Below are 23,142 nucleotides of genomic sequence, written 5' to 3'. Positions count from 1 at the left end.
TGGTGAGCCACCCCAATAAAATGGACGGACAAAGGGGCACTTCCGGAGTTCAGCAAAACCCCATCTTTTCTAGCACTTCCAATTGTTGTTCGGCTAAATAACTGCCTGCCCCTTTCGTCACCAGGTAAGCTGGGTGATCATCCCCAAGATGGAGACAACGTTCAAACACCTGCTTGCTTTCAGCGAATTTCTTCATATGAAAAAGAATAAGGCCTTTATAATACAGTAAATCGACATAATCATCGTACAGGGCAATGGCCCTGTCTATGGCTGGAAACGCCCCTTCAAAGCTGGCCGTTTCTACAAGAATTCCATATTTCAATCGATAAAAGAGAGCAGGCGGCATAATAAGATTGTCCAAGCAACAGATTATAGCCTTATTTACAAAGTTGAATGCGAGCCTAAATTGGTTCAATCCACTCAATTCATTCGCTAAGTGAAATAAAGCCCAATGGTTTTGCTCATTCTCCTCTAGCTGTTTAACCAGCAATTGTATATTCCGCTCCGATTTTGCTTTCTCCTTGACAATACTATCCAAATATCCAAAATGGTCAATATACATTGATTCTTTATTGCTATAAGCAATCACAGTTGTCTCATTTATCGTAAGCCTTTCATGTATAGGCTGAAAAAAACGGATTTTTCCATTATTTTTTATTAATCGATATTGATAGGCCAAAAATGCTTTCTCTTCATCTATCGGTTCGTCTTGGCCATAATAATTGCGAACTTGGACAGCCAGGATATCCGGTCCCGGCTCCGCCGGATTTAGAATGTAGTCAAACGGTTTTTCATCGCCTTTTAATTCTTCATCTGCGTCAAGCCATAGAATATATTCTTTTGTTGCTGATTGAAGGCCTCTATTGCGGGCATCAGCGAAATCATGTTTCCATTCATGGTGTATGACAATCGCTCCAAATGCCTTGGCTATATTAACCGTTTCATCTGATGAGCCAGTATCGACAACAATGATTTCATCTACTTTTGTGACTGCACTTTGAAGGCAGCGCCCCAACCGGCATTCTTCATTTTTCACAATCATACATAAGCTTATTGTCGGTCTGTTCACTTCAATGGCAACTCCTTTTTTTGATGTCATTTTTTCTTGTGGCGGCGCTTTTTGCATATGCAAGGGTATCCTAAGCAGCGCGGGCATGGTTCACTGCAGCACAATGAAGATTCATCCTCCAGAGCAAGTTGGCTCTTATTGAGCAGGACGATGTCTTCCAGTTTCAGTTGAAGCATGATTTGTGATTTAACAATGGTTCGTAATGTTTGATTGACACTCTCATTCATGACTACAAAATCCTTCAATGACTTTGGGCACTTTTTCAAGAAATATTGGAGTTTTTCTCCTTCGGCATTCAGAATATGCGAAAGAGCCATTTCTTCCATAGCGACAGAAGCCAGCAGCAAATTGATGGCTTCCTCCCTGTCCAGTGATATTTCTGGCGTTATGTTCGGTATATTGGGAAGGGACACAGGACCACCTCTTCTCTTTTAGTCTAATGAGCAAGCATGTATATTCCATATAGTATGGACGGAACCCGCCTTGGGTGACTGCTGCCCATACTTTTTGTGGATTGGATAATGAATCCTTTCAAAAAAAAGAAGCATGCACTATAAGCGCATACTTCCCGGCTAACCATTGCGGCTGGCTCCCCCTCCTCCAGAAGAACCGCCTCCGCCCTTATCATTCCTGCCTCCGCCATTTCCTCCACGGCTGATTAATTGAATAATCACCTGAAAGATTAAAAAAAGTAAATTGCCCTTTTCTTCAGGAGACATGTGTTTCGTGACGCGCTTCCAGACAAATACAAGGACAATCATCAGTACCACCGCAAGAACGCCAAGCTTGATTATGTCTGCTGTACTGATTTCTTCTGTATTTTCGTGGTTTTTCCCTTCGCCATTATATTCTTTCTCAATAATGGGAATAAGTGCTCTATTTAAATCCATTACGGCTTGGTCATAATCCCCTTTATCCAGAGATGGGGCCGCATATTGATCAATATAACGGCCGGCTTTTGCATCAGGGATCGCACCTTCCAGGCCATAGCCGACTTCTATCCTTGCCCCCCACTTTTTGGGGTTGGCATTATTTTTAGTAAGAAGAACAAGCAGTCCGTTATCCCATTTTTCACTTCCCAGGCCATACTTTCTGAAAGCTTCAACCGCAATTTCTTCTAGGCTATATCCGTGCAACTCATCGCTGTCAAGCAGCAAATAACCGATTTGGGCAGATGTAGTATCATACAAATGCTGCAACTCAGTAATCACTTCACTTTTGGTTGAAGATGACAGATAGCCATGGGGATCCTGTATATACACACTCCCCTTTATGTCCGGAACGGCATCTCCTGCACTTCCATAAGCGGTGTATGGACATACGAAGACCAGAAAGAAGAAAAAACTTATCCAGATTCCTTTCCAACAGCCTTTTTTCATAGCTGATCACCTACTCATTGTTGCCGAAATCAACTTTTACCGGCTTTTCGCTGCCTTCACTCGCTTTAAAGTATTCTTTCTCTTCAAATCCCCCTAATCGGGCGAAAAGAACTCCAGGGAATTTTTTCACTTTAGTATTGTACGAAGCGACAAGGTCATTGTAATCTTTTCTTGCCACAGCCAATCTATTTTCAGTACCGCTTAGTTCATCCATTAATGACTGGAAATTTTGATTCGATTTCAGATCTGGATATTTTTCAACAACCAGAAGCAATCGATTCAACGCACCTGATAATTGATCATTTGCCGCAGCCTGTTCTTTTGGCCCAGCATTGCCGCCCAATTTAGCCCTTGCATCGGCTATGTCGGTAAAAATCTCTTTTTCTTGTGATGCATATCCCTTTACCGTCTCAACTAAGTTCGGTATTAAATCCGAACGCCGTTGCAATTGATTTTCCACTTGTGCCCAACTGGCATTCACTTCTTCTTCCTTAGAGACAAAGCTATTATAGCTGCTAAAGAAAAAAATACCACAAACAGCTAAAACAGCAATGGCAATCATCCATTTTATTGATTTAGTATTCACCTTGCTTCCACTCCAATCCATTATGTATCTCTTCCTATTCATCATACTATAAAAAATTATATAAGAATAATTAAAATACAAGGCAACCTTTGCCTTTAACAAGAGTATGCCCATTTTCACAAGATAAGAACAAAGATATAAAAAGAAAAAAGGGCGGAAAAGAACGCCCGCCCAAAATATCTGCCCCACAGCAAATAATGATCTTGAAGCAAACTTAATAGATGCTTCTATTAACGGTTATCAGTTGCAGCCGCAACCATGGTGTCTGCGGCGGCGACGGCAACGGCGGCATCTACATTTGCAGACAAAACGGTCAGAACGATTCCGGCGGCCTTCTCTTTCGAAGTCTTGTCCACCAAAAAAGTCCTCTTCCCCGCCATAAAATTCTTCCTCATAGAAAGAACCATTTTCCCAATTATACATATCAAGCACCTCCATTAGTCATTTCTTTATATACTATTCTTTCATTGAATTCTTTCTTGTGCGAATAAATCAATATATTAGTATATTTTTAGCGTTATTTACCATTGTTTATTATCAATAAAAGAGGATACGCTTACTGTAATGAGGTGTGCCATATGAAAAAATCCATGATAATCGACTTGGCAATCGGGCTTTTGTCGCTGCTTTCCCTTCTCTTGCTTTTAGATAAAAATAATAGCTTTCTCTGGATCAATAAAGCGATTCTTCTTATTTTCTTTATTTACGTTTTATATCAATTTTGTCAGTCCGAAAATAAATGGGCTTATATTAAATCGCACCCGTTGGAAATCATTGCATTAATTCCTTTAAATGAAGTGTTTCAAGGCGTAATGGTGGTACGGGTCTTCCGTATGATTGTCGTCATCCGTACTCTAAAAAAGCATTTTCCTACCACTACAGCCGTTCTTACAAAAAATGGGTTGAACAAAGTTCTTACTTATACACTTTGCCTGATCATTCTGGCTGCCATCCCTATCCATTATTTTGAAGAAGGCATCCCTACATTTGCGGATGGTATATGGTGGGCAATCGTTACAGCAACAACCGTAGGATACGGCGATATTTCTCCTGTTACTGTCCCGGGAAGGATCACAGCCGTTATCCTAATGTTTTCCGGCATCGGCTGTATCGGAATGATTACCGGAACCATTGCTTCCTATTTCACTACGAAAAACAAAGAAGATGAAGAAAAAACATATATGAAGAAAAAAATAGACCAGATTGAAAAGCTTACTGACAGGGAATTTGAGTTATTGCTGCAAATGATGAAAAATAAACGGATTAAAAAGGAAGAATGAAACAAGTCCAAAAAAAGAGATCGAATGCTCCATTCGATCTCTTACACGTTTAATAACCTTCAAATGATTTAGTAGCGTAAACCATAAACTAAAAACCGTTCATATTCATTTCGTTCATACATGCCCGTTATTGCAATCTCTTTTTTCAATTGGAATAGGCTGTGATTTTCCATAAAATATTGATAATCATCCGAACTGTAATACAATACAATGGAAATATCTCTGTAATGCTCTTCGACAGATTGCAGTATTTGATCAATCACTCTCATAAAAATCTGGAGAGAAAAGGGATTAAAAAAATAAAAAACGGTATCCTCTTTCTTGACTGGATACCTTTCAGCAAGGCAGTTTTCAAACTGGACCATTTTTTCATCCCCGCCAAATTTATGAAAGTAGGAACTTTTATTCTCTTGAGCTGCCGCATAGAAATCTTCGTTCATCTCAATTCCTTTTGTTTGTACACCATAGGTATGATGGACAAAGAAAGCCAGCCTCCCTTTCCCGCTCCCATAATCCACCAGTACATCCCCGGGTACTAATTGAAAAGAATCAAATAATTGCTTCAAACCGATATAAGGAGTCGGTTCGTATCGATGATAATGGAAGGAATGATGGAATCCCTTTTGTTCTCCGTCTGTTTCTATATTCAATAAACATTCATACTCGCATTCTTTCATACTACTCGTACTCCTCTGCCATACATTCTGTTCTCATTTATTGTAAGATGTATAAGCAAAAAAGAAAAGGTGTGGATTATTCACCCCATAGAAGATGGTGGACGTATACCGTGCTAGACTGCCTGGTCTGAAGCCGGTGGTTCTTTCTTTTTTAATGTACCTGTTTTTTTCATAAATCGGGCTGCTGCTGATATGGACAACATGCTGATTATGAAAAGGGCCAGGAAGAACCACCAGGCAAACTGATAGCTATTTGTTCTATCATAGATGATGCCCGAAGCAACGACCCCTAAAGATCCGGCTGCCACAAAAAATATTTGTACCACCCCGAATATTGTTCCAAAGTCTTTTTTTCCAAACATATCATTTGTCATGAACGGAGGCCCCAACGTAGCTATTACAATACTGAATCCATATGCAACTGCAAATACAAAGGCGAATATGGTTGATCCTGACGCCATTAAAGCCAACATGGCAATCGTCATGCAAATACCGACATAAATGGCTCCGCCTATTGTGCCAAATCGGTCAAACACATACCCTAACAGAAGTTTCCCGACTGTATTGGAGAGGGAAAGAAGCCCAAAAATCGTCCCGGCAAAGACAGCAGGATGGCCGATATCCTCTAAATAGGCAGGTATGTGCATTTGTACGCCGCCTGAAACAAGTGAAAAACAGACAATGCCGAATATAAATAACCAGAATACACCCGATTTCTTCACTTGTTTCCACGACAGCCCTTGACCTGCTTGTTCCGCCGACTCTTTACTTTCAGCTTGGTGGTTATGCCCGCCAAAGGGAGCCAATCCTTTTTCTCTCGGTTCTCTTTTTACAAAAATCAATACGAGCGGCAAAGCAATCACGATAATTAACCCTCCAGATATGACATAAGTCATCCTCCAGCCAACTTCTGCAATCAAACTGGATAAGACAGGGCTCAATATGGCAGTGCCAATCCCAGACCCCGCGAAGGTTAACCCCATAGCCATCCCTTTTTTCTCATGGAACCAATTATTGAGAAGAATGGAGATAGGGATATTTGAAAATCCGGCTAAACAAACACCGATCACAAAAGCAACACACCCGAAGTAGATTGCTGAATGTGCTAAAGAATAGGACATAAAACCGAGCCCAGCCACGAGAATGCATATACCCATGATGGCTTTCATATTTCCTTTGGACAGCCATTTTCCCATAAAAGGAGAAGAAAGGGCCATACCAAGCCCTCCGATTGATAAAACAATTGAAAAAGTAGTTCTGCTCATGTGTAACTCTTCTGTCACAGGCACCATGAACAGACTGTGAAGAGAATTGACAATGGAAAACCCGGCAAACATGACGAAGAAACCGCTTATTACCATATACCAACCATAGAAAAGCCCTTTATTGGCTTGTGGCATCCTCCATACCCTCCTATTATCCGATCTCTATATAACACGTTTTTTCTTTTGTAAACTCCATGACGGAATCGGTGCCGAAGCCGCTCTGTTTATGACCGCCGAAAGGAAGCTCAGGGCCGACCCTCCTGTACGTATTCACCCATACACTTCCCGATTCTACCTCTTGTATGAACCGATGCGCCCTCTCTAGGCTGGAAGTCCATACACCTGCACCTAAGCCGTATGATGTATCATTTGCCAACGCAAAAGCTTCCTCTTCTGTATCAAACGGCATAACAATCGCTACCGGCCCGAATATTTCTTCCTGGCAGACATGAAGTGCATGGGTATCGACCCTCATTAATGTCGGCTCCACCCAATACCCTCCGTGCAGCTCGCGGTGCCCAGGAAGTAATGCGCTTCCTCCTGACATCCCTCCAAATACGATTTCTCCTCCTTCATCAAGGCCTTCTCTAATATAAGCGCGGACTTTTTCATACTGCTGGGCATTTGCAATTGGTCCCATCGACGTCGTGAAATCTGTTGTGGCACCCAGCTTAATTTGTTCTTCGATCTCCTGCTTCATCAATGCCAGCATGTCTTCGAAAATGGGCCTCTCAATCAAAATCCGTGATCCGCCTACACATATTTGCCCGGCATTGCCTGTAAAAATTCCATTTACTGTTATGCCATTCGCCGCTTTTTTTAAATCTGCATCGGCAAAAACAATATTTGGCGACTTCCCGCCAAGCTCCAGTACCATTGGTTTTGGATCATTGGCTGTCGACCGGGCAATAGCCCTTGCCGTATTGCCGGAACCTGTTAAACTGACTTTTTTGACAGAAGGATGGCTGACCAGTGTTTCGCCGACTGCTGCACCGTCTCCAGACACGGTATTTAATACGCCCGGAGGAAGGATTTCATTCACTATCTCTCCGTACCGAAGAGAAGAAACGCCCGCATGCTCCGAAGGTTTAATGACGACTGTGTTTCCCGCTGCCAAAGCGGCTGCTGCTTTTATCGTAAATGTAAATAATGGGGCATTCCATGGAATAATCCCGACAACCACGCCCAACGGCTCCCGCCGCGTATATCCGACTGTCTGTTTGCCTAACTGGACGGTTTCTCCTTTGCCGGCAACCGAGCATGCCCCTGCTGCTTCATACCAGATGCTTGCCAAAACAGGCATTAAGCCGTATTTCGTTTCCCTGATAACCCAGCCATTATCTCTAGTCTCCAATTGAGACAACTCATCTTCGAATTGTGCAAGATGGTCCCCTATCTTCCTCAGATAAGCGCTTCTCTCCATCGCCGGAAGGGATGACCACGCAGGAAAGGCGTTCCGTGCACACTCTACCGCTTCTTGTGCATCATTTTCAGTACTGTCTGGTATATGCGCCCATACCTTACCTGTAGAAGGGTCGATACTTTCGATGATCTTGCCGTTCGAGGAAACCCTTTTTTCACCGCCTACTGTATTATAAAGTGTGTAAATACGCTCAGTTTCCATTCCTTATCCTCCTCTTATCTTTTGGCAGATTCAAATTGTTTTGCAGGAACAATAATGGCATCCGCTGCCTTGGCACCTCTTTCAAAGACAACCAAAGGATTAATATCGAGTTCCTCGATCTGATCCTGGTGTTCAACCACAAGATCCGACACTTTTAAGAGGATTTCGATAATGGCTTCCTGATCGGCTGGACCTTTCCCTCTTACACCATCCAATATTGCCTTTCCTTTTACCTCGGCAATCATGCTTTTTGCATCTGCACGGGTCAGCGGGGCCACCCTGAAGGATACATCCTTGAATACTTCAACATAGATGCCTCCTAATCCAAACATAATGACCGGTCCGAAAACAGGATCCTTTGTACAGCCAATGATCACCTCTGCACCTTCAGGTAGCATTTCTTGTACGAGCACTCCATTTATTCGTGCATCAGGATACATATTCAACGCATTATTTTTTATACGGAAAAATGCCTCCTGAACACTTTCTTCATCCGATAGATTCAATGCAATGGCATTCGCTTCCGATTTATGCAGAATATCTGGAGAATCTACTTTCAATACAACGGGGTATCCTATTTCCCCTGCTTTTGCGACAGCGTCTTCGGCAGTTTGAACGACACATCTTTTCGTAGCAGGTATGCCATAATACTCCAGAAAATCGGTGGCGCTTGACTCACTAAGCGGTTCATCCGATAATTGCCCCGGGAAATGGACCCACTTCATTTCCTCTTTGGCTTCTGTAAGGCTTAATGCTCTGTTTCGGCGGTATGAGTCACTATAATCGACTAAACGTGATAAAGCCTTAATCGGATTCAGTGAACCAGGTATAACAGGAATGCCATTCTTCTCGAGCTCTTCTGATCCCGCAGGAATTGACATGCCTTCCAGCGGGAATGTCGTAATGGCCACAAATTTATCTGAATTTACGCACAATTGAATGAATTCTTTTAGATATTCACTTTCCTTTGTCCAATTTAACGGAAATTCTGTATAGATGATATTGTGGACTTCCGGATCTTCAAGAAGAGATTTCAATGGAGATAAAAACAATTCTGGATTGGAAACGGATGCTGCAGCCGTTAAATCAATCGGGTTGGAGGCGCTTGCAAAAGACGGTATGGAGTGTTTGATTTTTTCAGTAGTCTTTTTGCTCAAAGGGAGTATATTCAACCCGTTTGCCTCACAACGGTCTGCCTCATTGATTCCTCTTCCGCCAGAACTTGTAATAATGACCGTATTTCTGCCTTGGGGCAACTTGCCTGATAAGAAGAGCTTTGAAAAGGCAATGATATCTTCATAGTCATCCACCCTGACTATCCCAGTCTGTTTAAAAAATGCATCATAAACGGTGTCTGACCCGGCCAAGGACCCGGTATGCGATGAAGCAGCTCTGCTCCCCGCCGAACTTTTGCCTGTTTTCATCAATACTATCGGTTTATTGATCGAGAGTGCTGTATTCGCTACATCCCTAAGCTTCTCTGGATTTTTTGCCCCTTCCAGATAACCGCTGATCAGTTTAGTCTCATGGTCATGGACCATATATTCGACGACATCGGAAAACTCTGTTTCCATTTCATTTCCTACCGATACAAAGTAATTGAAAGTCAGGCCATGCTGCGCAGCAGCCATGTATGTCAAAACTCCAAAAGCGCCGCTTTGAGATACGTAGCCGACAGATTTTTGCGCATTCATCGGTACAGATTGGATGGCAGGTGAAAATGTCCCAAAAAACTTATTCATTGTATTCACAATTCCTACGCAATTCGGTCCTATCAAGCGCATCCCATATTGGGCGGCAATCTCCGCCATCAATTGTTGTTGCCGTTCGCCTTCAGCACCCACTTCAGAAAAACCAGAAGCAAAGATAACCGCAGCCTTCACCCCTTTTTTTCCGCATTCTATTAAACTCGAATGAATTTGTGCAGCACTGACGCAAAGTATGGCAGTATCAATCGGAGTATCTACTTTTTCCAGAGAAGGATAGCAGGTAAGCCCCTCAATCTCAGTCTGTTTTGGGTTAATCGGAATGATGTCTCCTTCAAATCCGCCATCAATCAACATTTTCAACTGGATGTAGCCAATCTTATTACGGTTTGCAGATGCCCCCAATACTGCAACTGATTTAGGTTTGAACAAAGGCTCCAAGGTTTTATATGACTTTTCTTGTTTCACAGCAAAATCCTCCCTCATCATTTCATAAGCTGATTCAGCTTTCCTTAATTGTATAAAGATGGTTTTCTGCTACTTTTTTTCTTCCTATCCTTTATACTTTAATTATTAGGTAGAGAAAAATAGAAAAGCCCTTACATTCCCTTTTCACACAAGCATTATTTGGATACTTACCAAATTATAGGTTCATCCTCACCCCGACTTCCGTACATAACAACCACAACTTACGCATGTTGGAATCGCTTCCATTTCAGCGTGCACAACCAATTAGAAGTAATTCTTGCAGAAAGATAAGTTCATAACGCAGGATTTGATAGATTATATAAAAAAAGAAATAAGCCGTAATAAGCTTATTTCTTCATGTATGGTTCTCTAACCATTTATCCAGTTTTCGTTCTGTTTCCTCAGAGGGGAACCTTAATCCTCTTTCAATATTGCTTAGGTGGGACGGAGACAGGTTCAGTTTACTACCTACATCCATGAGCGTAAGCTTTTGTTTTTTACGCGTATCCAACACACGTTTTCCTATTGTCTTTTCGTTATCATGATCAAGTGAAAAGGTAGGATACTTTCTTTTTTTTCGTTCAATCGTGCTGTAATGGTTTAGTATTACGTCCGGAGGAGTGATAACGATGGTGCTGTTCAGCCAAATACGCTGCCATCCCTTCATACTCGCGACTTGTTCATTCCATTTGTCATATTGCCAGGAAGCAATGAGGCCATCCTGGCAAAGAATATCCAGCGCTTTTTCTAAACGGTCTCTTGTTCTGGAGGGGGTTCTTTCATTCATTTTTTCACCAATGCAATCCAAAAGCGTTGAAATACGGTGTGGCTGTAGATAGTTCCCTTTTCTGGCTTGTGTCCGCCATCTCCAGCTTAAATACCGCGCAATTCTCTTTTCTATTCTGTATTGATGGATATTATATTGTAATGCCTTTAACGGCAAAAGGGCTACCTGTCTCCCGGAACCGTAGAGGAATTTTCCAAAGACACTATCAATTGAAAAAGTGATACGTTCCTGAATGCCCATTTTACTGACATCATATTCATTTCCCTGCTTGTCTTTAAACAGGAATGTCCGGCCCTCAATTGGCTCAGTAGTTGGTATGCCCTTTTCATAAATAACCATTTTTCGCAGGTTCAGCCACAACCCTTGTATACGCGAAAGCGATTTCAATACTTGTGCTCTCTGCTTCTGTTCGAATCCTCCCCTTCTGCCTTCTCCGCCCAGTTTTGCCTTCAACCCTCTCATCATCAACAGATCATCGATCTTGATTTCAATCAAATCATTCATTTGTTTGGCATTAGCCAAAAAGATACTGCAAAGGGCATCAAAAAGGTCGACATCCAGATCTGAAATACTTCTTGCATATGTAAAGGCACGCTCATAATTAAAGCTATTCATTACAACACGAGCCGCATAAGGAATCATTTGTATATCGCCTTCAATCGTCCCTTTTGAAAGCGGCACGGTGGGCCAGGGGGTCTCTTTGCTTCTGATGAAGCTTTTTTTATACAATGCCTCTCTGGCATATTGATAGGGAGCGTTACTCATAACTGAGAGGTGGTCCGGTACAGTCAGCCTGGAAGTAATATAGTTGGCATTATCCACTGATGCCTTCTTGACGAATTGTCCGGATATTCCTAAAAAAGACTCGATTTTTGATAGCGATGGATTCTCTAGGCCAATATACATAATAATCTGCGTTATCCAATCATTTATATATTCATTCACTATATCTGTATATTTGCTAATGAATGGTTCATTTTCAACAAGATTTCTGGAAAGATATTGATAGAATAGTTCATTTAATGAAAGGTCATCCATTTCCTCCATACGCGAATCACCGATTGCTTGCTCCATTTCACGTAATGTCCAGTCTGTCAGTTGTCTGGTGAACCAATCGCAAAATCGTTCCCAAGCACTATCATTTATTAGAAAGCTATCTGTCTTTAATAATCGTTCAATATCCAGAATAATCCTTTTATAGTCGATTCGTTTATTCTCTGAAGCTTGTTTATTTACAATTGCCATTTTTTTATCGTACACATCAATCAGATAATATAAAATTTGTCCTGCAATACTTCTGATTGCTCTCTCTCGGGATGCTTTCCTTAACTGGCTATACATATCCTTTCTCTCTTTATACGTCTCGTTCCATAATATAAACGAAACAACATTTTTTTGATTGATAAACACTCTTTTATTATGTTCAGATTCTAAGGGGCCCATTTCCATGGTACCTTGGTTAAAGATACAAAAAACGATGTACTTATTAATTTTTTTCGCCCGTTGTTCCATAGACAGAGACATCGTTTCGAATGATTCAGGATACTCTTGAAATGAAGCTATCTTTTTACTCAATTCTTTTTTTTGCATGGTGACTCCCTCCTGAATAAACAATTAAACAATAGCCCATGATTAGTTCACAAAATAGTCATTTATTATTAATTATATAAAAGTATCCTAATTCCTTCCTACAAAAGTTTTATTCTCCCTTTCCAAAGGACTTCTTCCAATCAAGCGCCAATACAATACCGTTCTTCCGTGTTACACTATGAATATCAATAGTTGTAAGGGTGGTATAAGGATGGACTTTATTGCAGTTGATTTCGAAACAGCCAATCGGCAGAATAACAGCGCTTGTTCATTAGGGATGGTTTTTGTTGAAAACAATCAGGTGGTGGATGAACAATATTTTATGATTCAGCCGCCTTCCCTATCTTTTGATGCAAAAAATATATCCATTCACGGAATTACACCGGAAGATGTTAAAGATGAACCGACGTTTGATCTCATATGGCCAAAAATCGAAGCCTACTTTTCTGGAATTCCCATCATTGCACATAATGCTTTTTTTGATATGAGCGTCTTGAAAGCTTGTTTAAAAGAATACCATATTAACAAACCTGACTTTCCTTATTTGGATAGCATCCAGCTGAGTACAAAAGCATTGACAGGATTCAAAGTCGGTCAGTCACTTAAGGAAAGAAGTGCTTTTTTCCATATTGATCTATCACAGCACCACAACGCCTTGGCGGATGCGAGGGCATGCGCTGAAATAGTCATAAAAAGCATCGAAATGAAAAAAAGAAAATCATTATCCAGTTTCTTGAACACGTATAAAACGATTCCTGTCAAACATTTTTCGGAGCTAAAAGGACATGCCTCATTTCCTTCAAAGAAAACATACACACAAAGGGTGAAAACTTTTGCACCCAGCATTAAGATTTCCGAATTGAAACCCTCCACGGGACAGTTCGATATCAATCATCCATTTTTCGAGAAAAACATTGTATTTACTGGTGAACTAGAAGGAATTGAACGTAAGCAAGCCATGCAGGCAGTAATTGATGCAGGAGCCAAAGTTAAATCGACTGTTAGTAAACTGACAAATTACTTAATTGTGGGTACACAGGACCAACGAATTGTCGGGCCAAACGGGATGAGTTCCAAAGAAATCAAAGCAATTGATTTAATGCACGAAGGCCATCCCATTGAAATTTTGACTGAATCCGACTTTATAAAAATGATTGCCGGTACGTCAAAAAGGAATGGATAATTCTGTATTCACAGCATTGGAACATCGAATATGACTTCCTATCATGATGCATGCCCGCCATCTGTATTTTTATACTTACTGCCACAAAAAAGAGCTCCCTTCATTGTTACCAAGGGAGCTCTTTCTTATTCTGATTATTCTTTATCGGACTTAGAGTCTTTTGTAACTTCACTTTCTTCCGTTTTGCCATTTCCAGACGGGTAAAAATATTGATTACGGTCTATTTTCTTAAATCCTTCCGGTTTATAGAAACGAAGCAAGTCTCCATAAAGCACTTCATCTGATAAGCTTAATTCTTTTCTGACCTTCTCTTTTGATTCTTTTGCTTCAGCTGTTGGTTCTTCCACCTTCAAACCAGTTGAGGTTTCATAATACACGCCATCCACATTGGTGTAAGTCGGTGATACGAAATCGCCATTACGGAATGCAACTGTAGAATCATGGTCTTTAGAAAACAAGTCTGTACCAAATTGAATATAATCCTTTGTATCAATTCCAACTAAGTGGAGCAAGGTTGGAAGAACGTCAATTTCACCGCCATACGTATGATTCACTCCACCAGTGACGCCTGGAGCATGAATCATTAATGGCACACGTTGCAACTGTGCATTTTCAAATGGTGTAATTTCTTGGCCGATGACTTTCTCCATTGCTTTATTATGGTTTTGGGAAATACCGTAATGGTCACCATAAATAAGAATAATGGATTTATCGTATAAACCGGCTGTTTTCAAGTCAGTAAAGAACTGCTGTAAGGCTTCATCTAAATAGTGGGCCGTTTGGAAATAGCGATCCACTACGCCATCCCCAGTGTCAGCAGGCTGAAAATCTGTATCGCCTTCATCGACTTTGAATGGGAAATGGTTAGTCAAGGTAATCAAATGGGCGTAGAATGGTTGCGGCAAGCTTTCGAGCTTAGGCAAAGATTCAGTAAAGAATGGTTTATCTTTCAGTCCATAGTTGACCACTTGACCTTCTGTCATATTATAGTAACTGGCATCGAAGAACTTATCGATCCCCATGCTTTTATAGATTTCATCACGGTTCCAAAATGTCTTGTAGTCACCGTGTAGCACCGCGCTTGTATAACCGCCTTTTTGATCAAGAATGCCTCCAGCCGATTGGTACGTATTGCGGCCTTTTAGTGAAAAAGCTGAACCTTGAGGCAATCCGTATAAAGAGTTATCCATAATCAACTCAGCATCAGCAGTTTTCCCTTGGCCGGTCTGATGGAAGAAATTATCGAAATAGGTAATCTGTTTGCTATTAATCAAACTATTCATGAACGGGGTCACTTCTTGGCCATTCAGTTTATAGTTGATCAAGAAAGACTGGAAAGATTCCAGATGGATTTTAATAATGTTCTTGCCTTTCGACTTGCCGAACGTTGCAGGATTCGGTGCAGCATAATGCTCATCTGTATACTTTTTGATTTTATCCACATCCGGTGCGCTAGCCAATGCCCGCTGCCCTGATGTTTTGATGGATTGGACGCCATCGTAAACAGTATAGTTATAGATACCTAGATACTTAACTAAGTATGTGCGGTCAAATGTCCGGGAAAGCAACTGTGGACGGTCCATTTCCGCAAGACCCAAATTGATCATGAAAACGATGACGCCGGCGACAACGATCAAGCCTGAACGCTTACGTACAACCAATTTTTTAGGCCATTCCTTTTTGCTCCAGATAAATAATCCCAACATAACGATAAAATCGATCCAATAGATGAGATCATGCCATTCCATCAATCCAGTGATACTGCCTCCCATATTACCAAGGTTTCCTGCCTGGAAAATAGTAGGCCATGTAAAGAAATCATTAAAGAAACGGTAATATAATACGTTGGCATATAACAGAAAACTTAATAGAAAGTATCCCGTCAATAAATAGCCGCCAGCCCGGCGCGACTTACTGAATAGGAACAGCAAGCCAAAAATGATAATGGCCGAGCTGATTGGATTGACGACCAAAAGAAATGATTGTAATAGATTCTTAATGCCAAGATTGAATTCTATTTGATAAGAAATATACGTTTTTACTGTAAATAGCAAAACAGCAAGCCAAAAGAATGTCATTCTTTTAGAAAAGAAGCGTGCCATGCAAAAACCTCCATCATCTATGCAATCCTTAAATCTACTTGATTGCATATTAATTTCATTTTGTTTACACGTTATTGTAATTCATACAAATATGTAAAACTTTATTAACACCAAATTATTTTACTCCCGTCAATATGAGAATGCAAATAATATTGCTAATAATTTTAATAAAGACATATTTGTATACATTTACTTTACCCGTTTCCAGGTATACGCAAACATTTTTCGGATAATTATTCTACACATGTAAAAATAAGGGAACATTCCAGTGTATGTTGTTTGTTTATACATCGATCCATATTGCGCAAAGAAGGACAATCTATTTCCGGTTAATTACATTTGCTAATTATAGCACATTATTTTTGAAGGAACAGAAAAAAATTTCTTTATTTTTCCATCTATATTGACAGGAAACGACAGCCGGTATTCAGTATTATTGGGAAAGAAAGAAAGCCAAATCAATATGAATTGATTTGGCTTAAAATCCTTATTGAATCATAGGCGTTCTTATACTCTTTCTCCTGCTTTTTCAACAATCCCTATTAGATCGGCAAGAGGCATATCAGCCATAGATTCCAGTCTGTATGCATGCCCTTTGAAAGGTAAGGATCCAGTAACAGGATTGGGCACTACGACACAAGCAATCCCTGCGTCAAGGGCAGCAGTTAATCCATTTAATGAATCTTCAAAAATCAACGCTTCACTTGGCTCCACTTGCAATTTATCAAGAGTCTTAAGATACAATTCCGGTGAAGGTTTCACTTTTTCCACTTCATCCTTTGTTGTGAAAAAATCGAATTTGTCTTTTAAGCCCGCCTGATCCAGAAATGAGGAGACCCATTCTAATGAGGAGCTTGAAGCAATAGCCAATTTATATCCGGCTTCCCGGGCTGCATCAATGTATGCTTCCACTCCTTCACGGACAACAGGATCCTTCATTTTTTCCTGGTGCTTTAGTGCGGCTCCTTCTTTTATATCCACTAAACTAGCATGGCCGCCAAGGCGTGTCTGGATGACTTCATCCAGTGCTTCATCGCTAGTGCCGATGCAATTTACGAACTCTTCAAGTAATAGTTCAGACGAGTTTTCTCTGAACATTTCATTATAGGCTTCATACCACATAGTCTCAGTATCGATGATCAATCCGTCAAAATCGAAAATGATTGCTTTTATCACGTTTTCCATTCTCCTTTTACTGCTTAAGGGCACAGTCTCTTCTATATTGTATCGTTTTATTATCTATACCATTATAGCATGCTGACAGCTTGCTTCAATCACTCCTCCGGTTGCCACTGGCATTTATCCTTTCCACGATCCACTTCCGTGCCTGGCGGGATTCCCGAAAGAAAAAGAGTGGAAAAACATGCATCATCCCTGGGAACTCAACATATTCGACAAAGATATTCCGTATTTCAGCTATCTTGATTAACCTTCTGGCATCACATGAAAGAAGATCATGGCTGCCTCCTATCACGCAAAGCGGTCCGACATCAAGGTCTCCTATAATAGGGCTTACTAAATGGCATCTGTCTGCCAGGCAATCCCCTGCATACAAAGCGGCTGCTGACTTGAGTCCCGGAAGAGCAAGAAAAAAATCTGTTTCCGCCAACTTTTTCAGGCTGGGATGTGTAAGTGTTGCATCCAACCAAGGAGAAATCAGGATAATTTTCTGGGGCGGATCCTTTTTCAGCACTTTGAGAAGCTGGGCAAACGCCAGTGCCATCCCGCCCCCAGCCGAATCGCCCATGATAATAACTGGACACTTCTTTCCTTCAGTAATAAAAGAGTATAAATGGTTAATCCAAGAAAATGTATAAGCGTGCTGAAATGTTGGAGCCAATGGGTATAATGGCACAATGAATTCTACTTCCGCTTTTTTGGCAATCTTTCGCAAAAAAGTCCAGTGAAAGAAAGTGATCCTATTTACATATCCTCCTCCATGAAAATAGAAGATAATCGGAACGGGCTTTCTTTTGGACGAATGAATCCTATAGTAAATATGGCCTTCCCATTCGCAGCGCTGACTATTCTTTCTTTTTATGACCCATTTAGGGGGGGATTCTGTCCCTTTTTCTCTTTTTTTCCTGATGGCGTCAAGAAATTCCTCTTCTGTTTTTTCCCAATACTGTTTTCTATTCATGATTTTTAAACCTGCGGCAAAGAGAAAACTGCCTATCGAACGCATCTCCATACCCCCTTTTGATTCAATTCCTTACGCACAATTTTATTGTTCAGTTCTCTTTCTTTCTTTCTTTGATTTATATCTTTTTTCCTATGTATATGGCTACCAATAAACGTTAACTGCCCATGATGACTGCACCGGTATTTACCGCTAACTGAATATGATAGTGACCTAATGCACTTATTCCATGGGTCATGATGATTGTCATAGCTTCCCATATTTGAACCCAGGAAAACAGGTCTCCATGCAGGTGAATTCAGAAGACCTTCTATTCTTTTTTAGTCCACCCCCATACGTATTATTATAGAAGAAACTAGGTCCATTCATTAGTTGCCCATCTTTCCATTACTTAAAATGGATTGATTGGAAGGAGATACATCTTAGAAAAATATAAAAATTTCCATCATGTACACTTCCTAATCCTCTACTTACAATCAAGCATTGCAAATGCATATAGTTGTTGGTAAAATTTTCAATATGATTCAAAAAGGAGAAAACAATGAAAAGAATTATAGTGCTGATTATGTTGTTGTTATTGATGGGGTGCTCTAATTCCGGCACTGCGAGTACTAAGGAGAAAAATTTCTTCAAAACCTCTTCGGAATTGAAGGAAGAAATCCGAAATCTGAAAAAGGAAAATGAATCGTTAAGGCAGAAAAATAGCCACCTAAGCTCAACATACAAACATTGTCTGCCACCGGAAGATTTAAAAGCCGTAATAAATAAAACGTATACAGCAATCCTCGCCATGCAAAATAAAGAGTATACACTCTTGAAAACAGTCCTTCACCCTAATCTTTCAATAGACGTAAAAGCCCACGCAATTATTTCAACATCCACAGGATATCGCCAAACAATGATGTTTAATGAAAATACGGCTGATTCTTTCAAGCTGGAGTTTAATTCACCCTTTTATAATTCAAAAGATAAAAATATGATTATTGTACCGTTTTCTAAAACTGATTATACTCTTCAACAACGTGTAGAATTTGAGCTGACCTTTAAACGGCTTAATAACACCTGGTTGCTTTATACATTTTTAACGAACTAGTCATACACTTATTTAATAGATAGATTGATTATTGTATACGCGATTGGAACGATTACCAGGAAAAACAGCCAAATAAAAAAATAATCACTAAAACATTTTTTGATAAGATTCATTGCAAACTCCCCCTCACACTCTATTTATATTTAATAGAGTGAAAAACAGAACAAGAATCTATCATATGTAGAGAACAAACTCTTACTTAATTAACTGCAGATAAGGAGAGATGAAATGAACCGTTTTTCTTCAAAAATACTGGCCAAGTGGATTGCTATTCCAAGTTCTATCAGAATCCTTTCCTTAACTATGATTGTAATCCTGATTCTGATTCTTATATCAGCTAATGGAATCAGTGATCTCATTAAACGTCTGACTAGATAATGGCACTATTCTTAATCTAAGACTAATGTCGAAAGCATGATATATTTTCTGATGTAAAGCCAGATAGATCCGTCTTTTTTCTCTGAACATGAATCTACACATTTCTACTTCAATGTGACCTTCCTGTCTAATCCTGCGCTTTCCCGAGAAATTTTCCATAGAAAAAGAGACGCCCGAAGCGTCTCTTTCCATTATCCTTTATATTCAAGATCACATTCATTAAGGGGAATGACTTTGGTTTTATATTTCCATTTATACCCTATCCAGCATCCCAAGAAAATCGGCAACGAAATATAGGAGACCAATAATCCGTGCCAATCAATCGAATCCCCGGCGAAAGCAGAATAGTTTTGGCCTAGGATAATAATAAGGCAAAGAATCAAGGCAAAGATAGGGCCAAACGGATACCATTTTGCTTTATAGATTAAATCATCGGTGTGCTTCCCTTGTGCATGGAAGGCTTTTCTAAAACGGTAATGGCTGATCGCAATGCCTGCCCAAGCGATGAATCCCGTTAATCCCGATGCATTCAATAACCAAACATACACAACCCCATCTCCGAATAGAGACGATAGAAAAGCCAAGCAACCTACGAGAGAAGTGGCAATCAAAGCATTCATCGGAATCCCCCTTTTATTAATTTTGCCTAGGAAACGAGGGGCATTCCCTTCTTTTGAAAGGTTCCATAGCATTCTGGCTGCTGCGTATAAGCCTGAATTACCGGCAGATAAGATGGATGTTAAAATGATGGCATTCATCACAGAAGTAGCTAACGCAAACCCAGCCTTTTGAAAAACAAGTGTGAACGGGCTAATGGTTACATCATCTGTAGAAGCTAAATTCGGATTAGTATAAGGGATTATTAACCCAATAACTAGAATAGTCAATATATAAAACAATAAAATTCTCCAAAATACAGATTTTACTGCCGATGGGATGGTTTTTCGCGGGTTTTGGCTTTCTCCCGCTGCCACACCGAGCAATTCAGTTCCTTGAAAGGAAAAGCCGGCTGCCATAAAAATGCCGAACACCGTCATAAACCCTCCATTAAACGGTGCATCCTTGATTGTGAAATTTTTAAAACCGATCGCTTCCCCACCAAAAATGCCCAAAATCATTAAAATGCCCGTCACAACAAAAAATATGACAGCCACAACTTTGATTAATGCAAACCAATATTCCGATTCACCGAAACTTTTTACGGACAAAACATTTAATAAAAAGAGGACTGCTAAACATCCTGCACTCCATACGAGCGAATTCACATCAGGAAACCAAAATTTCATGACTAGTGACACAGCGGATAATTCAGCAGCAATTGTAACCGCCCACGAAAACCAATAGTTCCATCCTAAAGCAAATCCCAAAGCTGGATCTACGAATTTGGCAGCGTACGTACTAAACGACCCCGATACAGGCATATATGTCGCCATTTCCGCCAAGCTTGTCATTAAGAAGAAGACCATAATTCCAACCAGGCTATAAGCAAGCAATGCTCCTCCTGGTCCAGCAATATGGATTGCATTTCCGCTTGCCAGAAATAACCCGGTACCGATGGTCCCACCTAAAGAAATCATCATAAGGTGCCGAGATTTAAGTTTTCTTTCCAATTTCTTTTTCCCAATTACTGCAACTGTAGTTCCGTTATTATTGATTGGTTCTGCAATAACAGAGGAACTTTGTACATCATTCATGACTTTTACCCTCTTTTGTGTATTCATTTTTTATATGGATAACCTTTTCCTCTTTTAACAAGATGTTAAACGTATAAAAAACGATGAAAAGAAGGGATTTATTGTTATATAACTATAAAAATAGCAGAAGGAGCCTTTGTTATTTATATGGAAAGGATTTTTGCCGTTTTTATTTTTTTCTCGCTAAAGTCATAGTAATAATAAAAACCGCCTGAAAGATCTGCCAATGCCAATTTTGCTCTATCCTTGTATACGCCGGCCCCCAAATCACAGCAAATTCGGGCACCATCATCTTTAATGGATGCAGTTGGAGTATGCCCATGGACTACTTTCCGCTGATGCGTTACCCGGAGAATTTCCTCTACTCCATATGCCGAGAAACGGACTCCACTTCTGCTATATGGCATCCACAGAACCTCCTCCCTTGGCTGATCGTTCAATGCATAAGAGGGAATAATACCTGCATGGACATACACAAACTCATCATCGCCGTATATGACAGACTGACGGAACAACCATTCTATATGTTCTTGAAGCATCTCATCTGTAAAATATTCCTTAAAGCTCCGGATGGCTTCCTTTCCGTGCCCCAACCACATTGTATTAATCCCCTTAATATACATGTTCAGCATATCTTCATGGTTACCCAAAAGGACAATCACCTTATCCGGATTATTCTCTTGGAGTCCTTTCATATATGCCAACACTTTAGCCGAATCAGGGCCTCTATCAATTAAATCCCCACCCACAATCAATTGGTCGACTGCTGGGTCGAAATCCGATTGCTTCAACAGCATGTTCATTTCATTGAAACATCCATGAATATCACTTATAAATAGTTTTCTCATATAATATACTCTCCTGTTCCTGAGGTGATATTATCAATAGGTCCATTCCGCTACTGGAAGGAGCTCATTATATCAATCTATCGATGCAAATTCATTCATAGACGCTTAACGTCAACATCTCTAACAAGCACTGCCTGGCATATCTAAGTCAGATAATCGATTTCAATTTCATTTTAGAAATAATCAGGTATCTCTTTTGTCATAAAATCTAAGTGATCATTACTTGAATACCACATGCAAATATGGCTTTTATACTTTTGGTTATGGTCATCCAGAACCTTGAAACCAAGCTTACAATAATAATCCGTGCCGATATCACTGTATAAAAAAAAGAGTGCATCTTGGTGGGCCGATTCCATTCTTTCCATAACGCCCTTTAGCAAAGTAGCAGCTAAACCTTTACAGCGCTCAGGCGGCGCGGTAGCGATTGAACCGATTCCTTTATGTATACGCCCTTCCTGCTGAGTTAAATCGTATACAATCAATGAACTTAGCAAATTTCCTGTTTCACTGCATTCCAATACAAACCATTGTCCTCGCTGATACTTTGTTGATTGTCTGCACATGTCTAAATACTCATTTATTTGCCTATTATCTCCCCATGCGTCATAGCCCATTAAGTATACAGCTTCCATATCGCAAATTGTCGCTTCTCTTATATTCATCCATCTTTCACGCTCCCTTATTCTAATGAATCCTATTATTCTTATGCCATTCTACAGAATCCATCATTGACCCTTCCTCATGCCAATGCTATTCTTTCATTTTACTAAAAAGACGATAAAGAGAGGGAAAAGAATGCAGCTTATCGATTTCAATTCACAAAATGATTGGTCTTTAACCATGTATGAAGAATTCAGTGTCTTTGTCAGCCAAAACGATTGCCGTGCAGTCATTATTGACAAAGAAAACGAATTAGGTGCCATCAATGATTGTAAGGAAGAGGGGGTGGAGTTTTTAGATCTTGGGTGGGAAATGAAGCCCAAAATCAATATAAAAACGAAAAGCATTTTGTTTTCGTATTTCCCTGAAGACTTTTTCATGGAATGTGAAGACAGTAATGTTCAACACTAAGGAAATACACAATACTTTTTGACTATCAAAAAATAAAATAAAAATAGTTAAATAGTTCTATTTTGTGGGTAAATTAGTATATATATCGTTTAATTGTGATAAAATAAACAATGTTTTTAAGTCTTATACCCTAACCGGAGGTGCTTTTTGTTATGGTATATTCAGAAGCATGCCTATTTACCTATGAACTAAAACTACT

General features: G+C 40.1%; 21 protein-coding genes. 5 read left to right on the top strand and 16 right to left on the bottom strand.

Annotation, left to right across the window (positions count from 1 at the left end; all coding sequences use genetic code 11):
* Positions 1-49: 49 nt before the first annotated feature.
* The 5 genes from ABC357_RS08230 to ABC357_RS08210 all read right to left on the bottom strand — a co-directional run bounded on the left by ABC357_RS08230 (position 50) and on the right by ABC357_RS08210 (position 3,462).
* Entirely contained in the window at positions 50-1,126 is a 1,077-nt protein-coding gene (locus ABC357_RS08230) for a glycosyltransferase (protein ID WP_412887036.1), read from the bottom strand.
* Positions 1,096-1,482: an alpha-helical endospore appendage domain-containing protein gene (locus tag ABC357_RS08225; protein WP_412887035.1), complete on the bottom strand. Its 387-nt coding sequence runs from the start codon at positions 1,480-1,482 to the stop codon at positions 1,096-1,098. Before ABC357_RS08225 ends, ABC357_RS08230 begins: the two co-directional genes overlap by 31 nt.
* Positions 1,483-1,641: 159 nt before the next feature.
* Positions 1,642-2,448: a TPM domain-containing protein gene (locus tag ABC357_RS08220; protein WP_412887034.1), complete on the bottom strand. Its 807-nt coding sequence runs from the start codon at positions 2,446-2,448 to the stop codon at positions 1,642-1,644.
* Between the two features lie 10 nt (positions 2,449-2,458).
* Complete coding sequence (locus ABC357_RS08215; protein WP_412887033.1) at positions 2,459-3,055, bottom strand: LemA family protein; 597 nt, start codon at positions 3,053-3,055, stop codon at positions 2,459-2,461.
* 209 nt (positions 3,056-3,264) lie between these two features.
* Positions 3,265-3,462 carry a hypothetical protein gene (locus ABC357_RS08210; RefSeq protein WP_412887032.1) on the bottom strand — a complete coding sequence of 66 codons (198 nt, stop codon included), beginning with the start codon at positions 3,460-3,462 and terminating at the stop codon, positions 3,265-3,267.
* Between the two features lie 150 nt (positions 3,463-3,612).
* Here ABC357_RS08210 and ABC357_RS08205 point away from each other — a divergent pair, with 150 nt between their 5' ends.
* A complete protein-coding gene (locus ABC357_RS08205) occupies positions 3,613-4,314 on the top strand; it encodes a potassium channel family protein (RefSeq protein WP_412887031.1) in 702 nt (233 codons plus the stop codon).
* A 68-nt stretch (positions 4,315-4,382) separates the two neighbouring features.
* Here ABC357_RS08205 and ABC357_RS08200 read toward each other — a convergent pair whose 3' ends face one another.
* The 5 genes from ABC357_RS08200 to ABC357_RS08180 form a co-directional block, all read right to left on the bottom strand.
* Positions 4,383-4,991: an SAM-dependent methyltransferase gene (locus ABC357_RS08200; RefSeq protein ID WP_412887030.1), complete on the bottom strand. Its 609-nt coding sequence runs from the start codon at positions 4,989-4,991 to the stop codon at positions 4,383-4,385.
* A gap of 113 nt (positions 4,992-5,104) precedes the next feature.
* Positions 5,105-6,391, bottom strand: a complete 1,287-nt coding sequence (locus tag ABC357_RS08195; protein WP_412887029.1) for an MFS transporter — start codon at positions 6,389-6,391, stop codon at positions 5,105-5,107.
* Positions 6,392-6,407: 16 nt separating this feature from the next.
* On the bottom strand, positions 6,408-7,880 hold the full coding sequence (locus ABC357_RS08190; protein ID WP_412887028.1) for an aldehyde dehydrogenase family protein: 1,473 nt from the start codon (positions 7,878-7,880) through the stop codon (positions 6,408-6,410).
* Positions 7,881-7,894: 14 nt separating this feature from the next.
* Positions 7,895-10,054, bottom strand: a complete 2,160-nt coding sequence (locus ABC357_RS08185; protein WP_412887027.1) for an acetate--CoA ligase family protein — start codon at positions 10,052-10,054, stop codon at positions 7,895-7,897.
* Between the two features lie 355 nt (positions 10,055-10,409).
* The gene (locus ABC357_RS08180; protein ID WP_412887026.1) at positions 10,410-12,431 is read right to left on the bottom strand and encodes a helix-turn-helix domain-containing protein; all 2,022 of its coding nucleotides are present in this window, start codon (positions 12,429-12,431) and stop codon (positions 10,410-10,412) included.
* Positions 12,432-12,642: 211 nt separating this feature from the next.
* Between ABC357_RS08180 and ABC357_RS08175 the strand changes: the two genes are divergently transcribed.
* On the top strand, positions 12,643-13,614 hold the full coding sequence (locus tag ABC357_RS08175) for an exonuclease domain-containing protein (RefSeq protein WP_412887025.1): 972 nt from the start codon (positions 12,643-12,645) through the stop codon (positions 13,612-13,614).
* 134 nt (positions 13,615-13,748) lie between these two features.
* Here the strand turns inward: ABC357_RS08175 and ltaS are convergent, their stop codons facing one another.
* The 3 genes from ltaS to ABC357_RS08160 all read right to left on the bottom strand — a co-directional run bounded on the left by ltaS (position 13,749) and on the right by ABC357_RS08160 (position 17,901).
* Positions 13,749-15,716 (bottom strand): lipoteichoic acid synthase, encoded by a 1,968-nt coding sequence (gene ltaS, locus ABC357_RS08170; protein ID WP_412887024.1) that lies wholly within the window; start codon positions 15,714-15,716, stop codon positions 13,749-13,751.
* A 507-nt stretch (positions 15,717-16,223) separates the two neighbouring features.
* Entirely contained in the window at positions 16,224-16,892 is a 669-nt protein-coding gene (locus ABC357_RS08165) for an HAD family hydrolase (protein WP_412887023.1), read from the bottom strand.
* 94 nt (positions 16,893-16,986) lie between these two features.
* Positions 16,987-17,901 (bottom strand): alpha/beta hydrolase fold domain-containing protein, encoded by a 915-nt coding sequence (locus tag ABC357_RS08160; RefSeq protein WP_412887022.1) that lies wholly within the window; start codon positions 17,899-17,901, stop codon positions 16,987-16,989.
* A 496-nt stretch (positions 17,902-18,397) separates the two neighbouring features.
* Between ABC357_RS08160 and ABC357_RS08155 the strand changes: the two genes are divergently transcribed.
* Together ABC357_RS08155 and ABC357_RS08150 are read left to right on the top strand one after the other, a co-directional pair.
* Positions 18,398-18,949: a hypothetical protein gene (locus ABC357_RS08155; RefSeq protein ID WP_412887021.1), complete on the top strand. Its 552-nt coding sequence runs from the start codon at positions 18,398-18,400 to the stop codon at positions 18,947-18,949.
* A gap of 228 nt (positions 18,950-19,177) precedes the next feature.
* Positions 19,178-19,327, top strand: a complete 150-nt coding sequence (locus ABC357_RS08150; protein WP_412887020.1) for a hypothetical protein — start codon at positions 19,178-19,180, stop codon at positions 19,325-19,327.
* 191 nt (positions 19,328-19,518) lie between these two features.
* Here ABC357_RS08150 and ABC357_RS08145 read toward each other — a convergent pair whose 3' ends face one another.
* The 3 genes from ABC357_RS08145 to ABC357_RS08135 all read right to left on the bottom strand — a co-directional run bounded on the left by ABC357_RS08145 (position 19,519) and on the right by ABC357_RS08135 (position 22,534).
* Positions 19,519-21,021 carry an amino acid permease gene (locus ABC357_RS08145; RefSeq protein WP_412887019.1) on the bottom strand — a complete coding sequence of 501 codons (1,503 nt, stop codon included), beginning with the start codon at positions 21,019-21,021 and terminating at the stop codon, positions 19,519-19,521.
* Between the two features lie 143 nt (positions 21,022-21,164).
* On the bottom strand, positions 21,165-21,869 hold the full coding sequence (locus ABC357_RS08140) for a metallophosphoesterase family protein (protein ID WP_412887018.1): 705 nt from the start codon (positions 21,867-21,869) through the stop codon (positions 21,165-21,167).
* Between the two features lie 173 nt (positions 21,870-22,042).
* A complete protein-coding gene (locus ABC357_RS08135) occupies positions 22,043-22,534 on the bottom strand; it encodes a GNAT family N-acetyltransferase (protein ID WP_412887017.1) in 492 nt (163 codons plus the stop codon).
* A gap of 133 nt (positions 22,535-22,667) precedes the next feature.
* On the opposite strand from ABC357_RS08135, the gene ABC357_RS08130 reads away from it, so the two are divergent.
* Positions 22,668-22,943, top strand: a complete 276-nt coding sequence (locus tag ABC357_RS08130; protein ID WP_412887016.1) for a hypothetical protein — start codon at positions 22,668-22,670, stop codon at positions 22,941-22,943.
* The last annotated feature ends 199 nt before the right edge of the window (positions 22,944-23,142 follow it).

The organism is Bacillus kalamii (genome assembly GCF_047238185.1).
Lineage (GTDB): Bacteria > Bacillota > Bacilli > Bacillales > DSM-1321 > Bacillus_AD.
The sequence above is the reverse complement of the archived record's forward strand: the minus strand, read 5'-3'. Positions and strand labels throughout refer to the sequence as shown.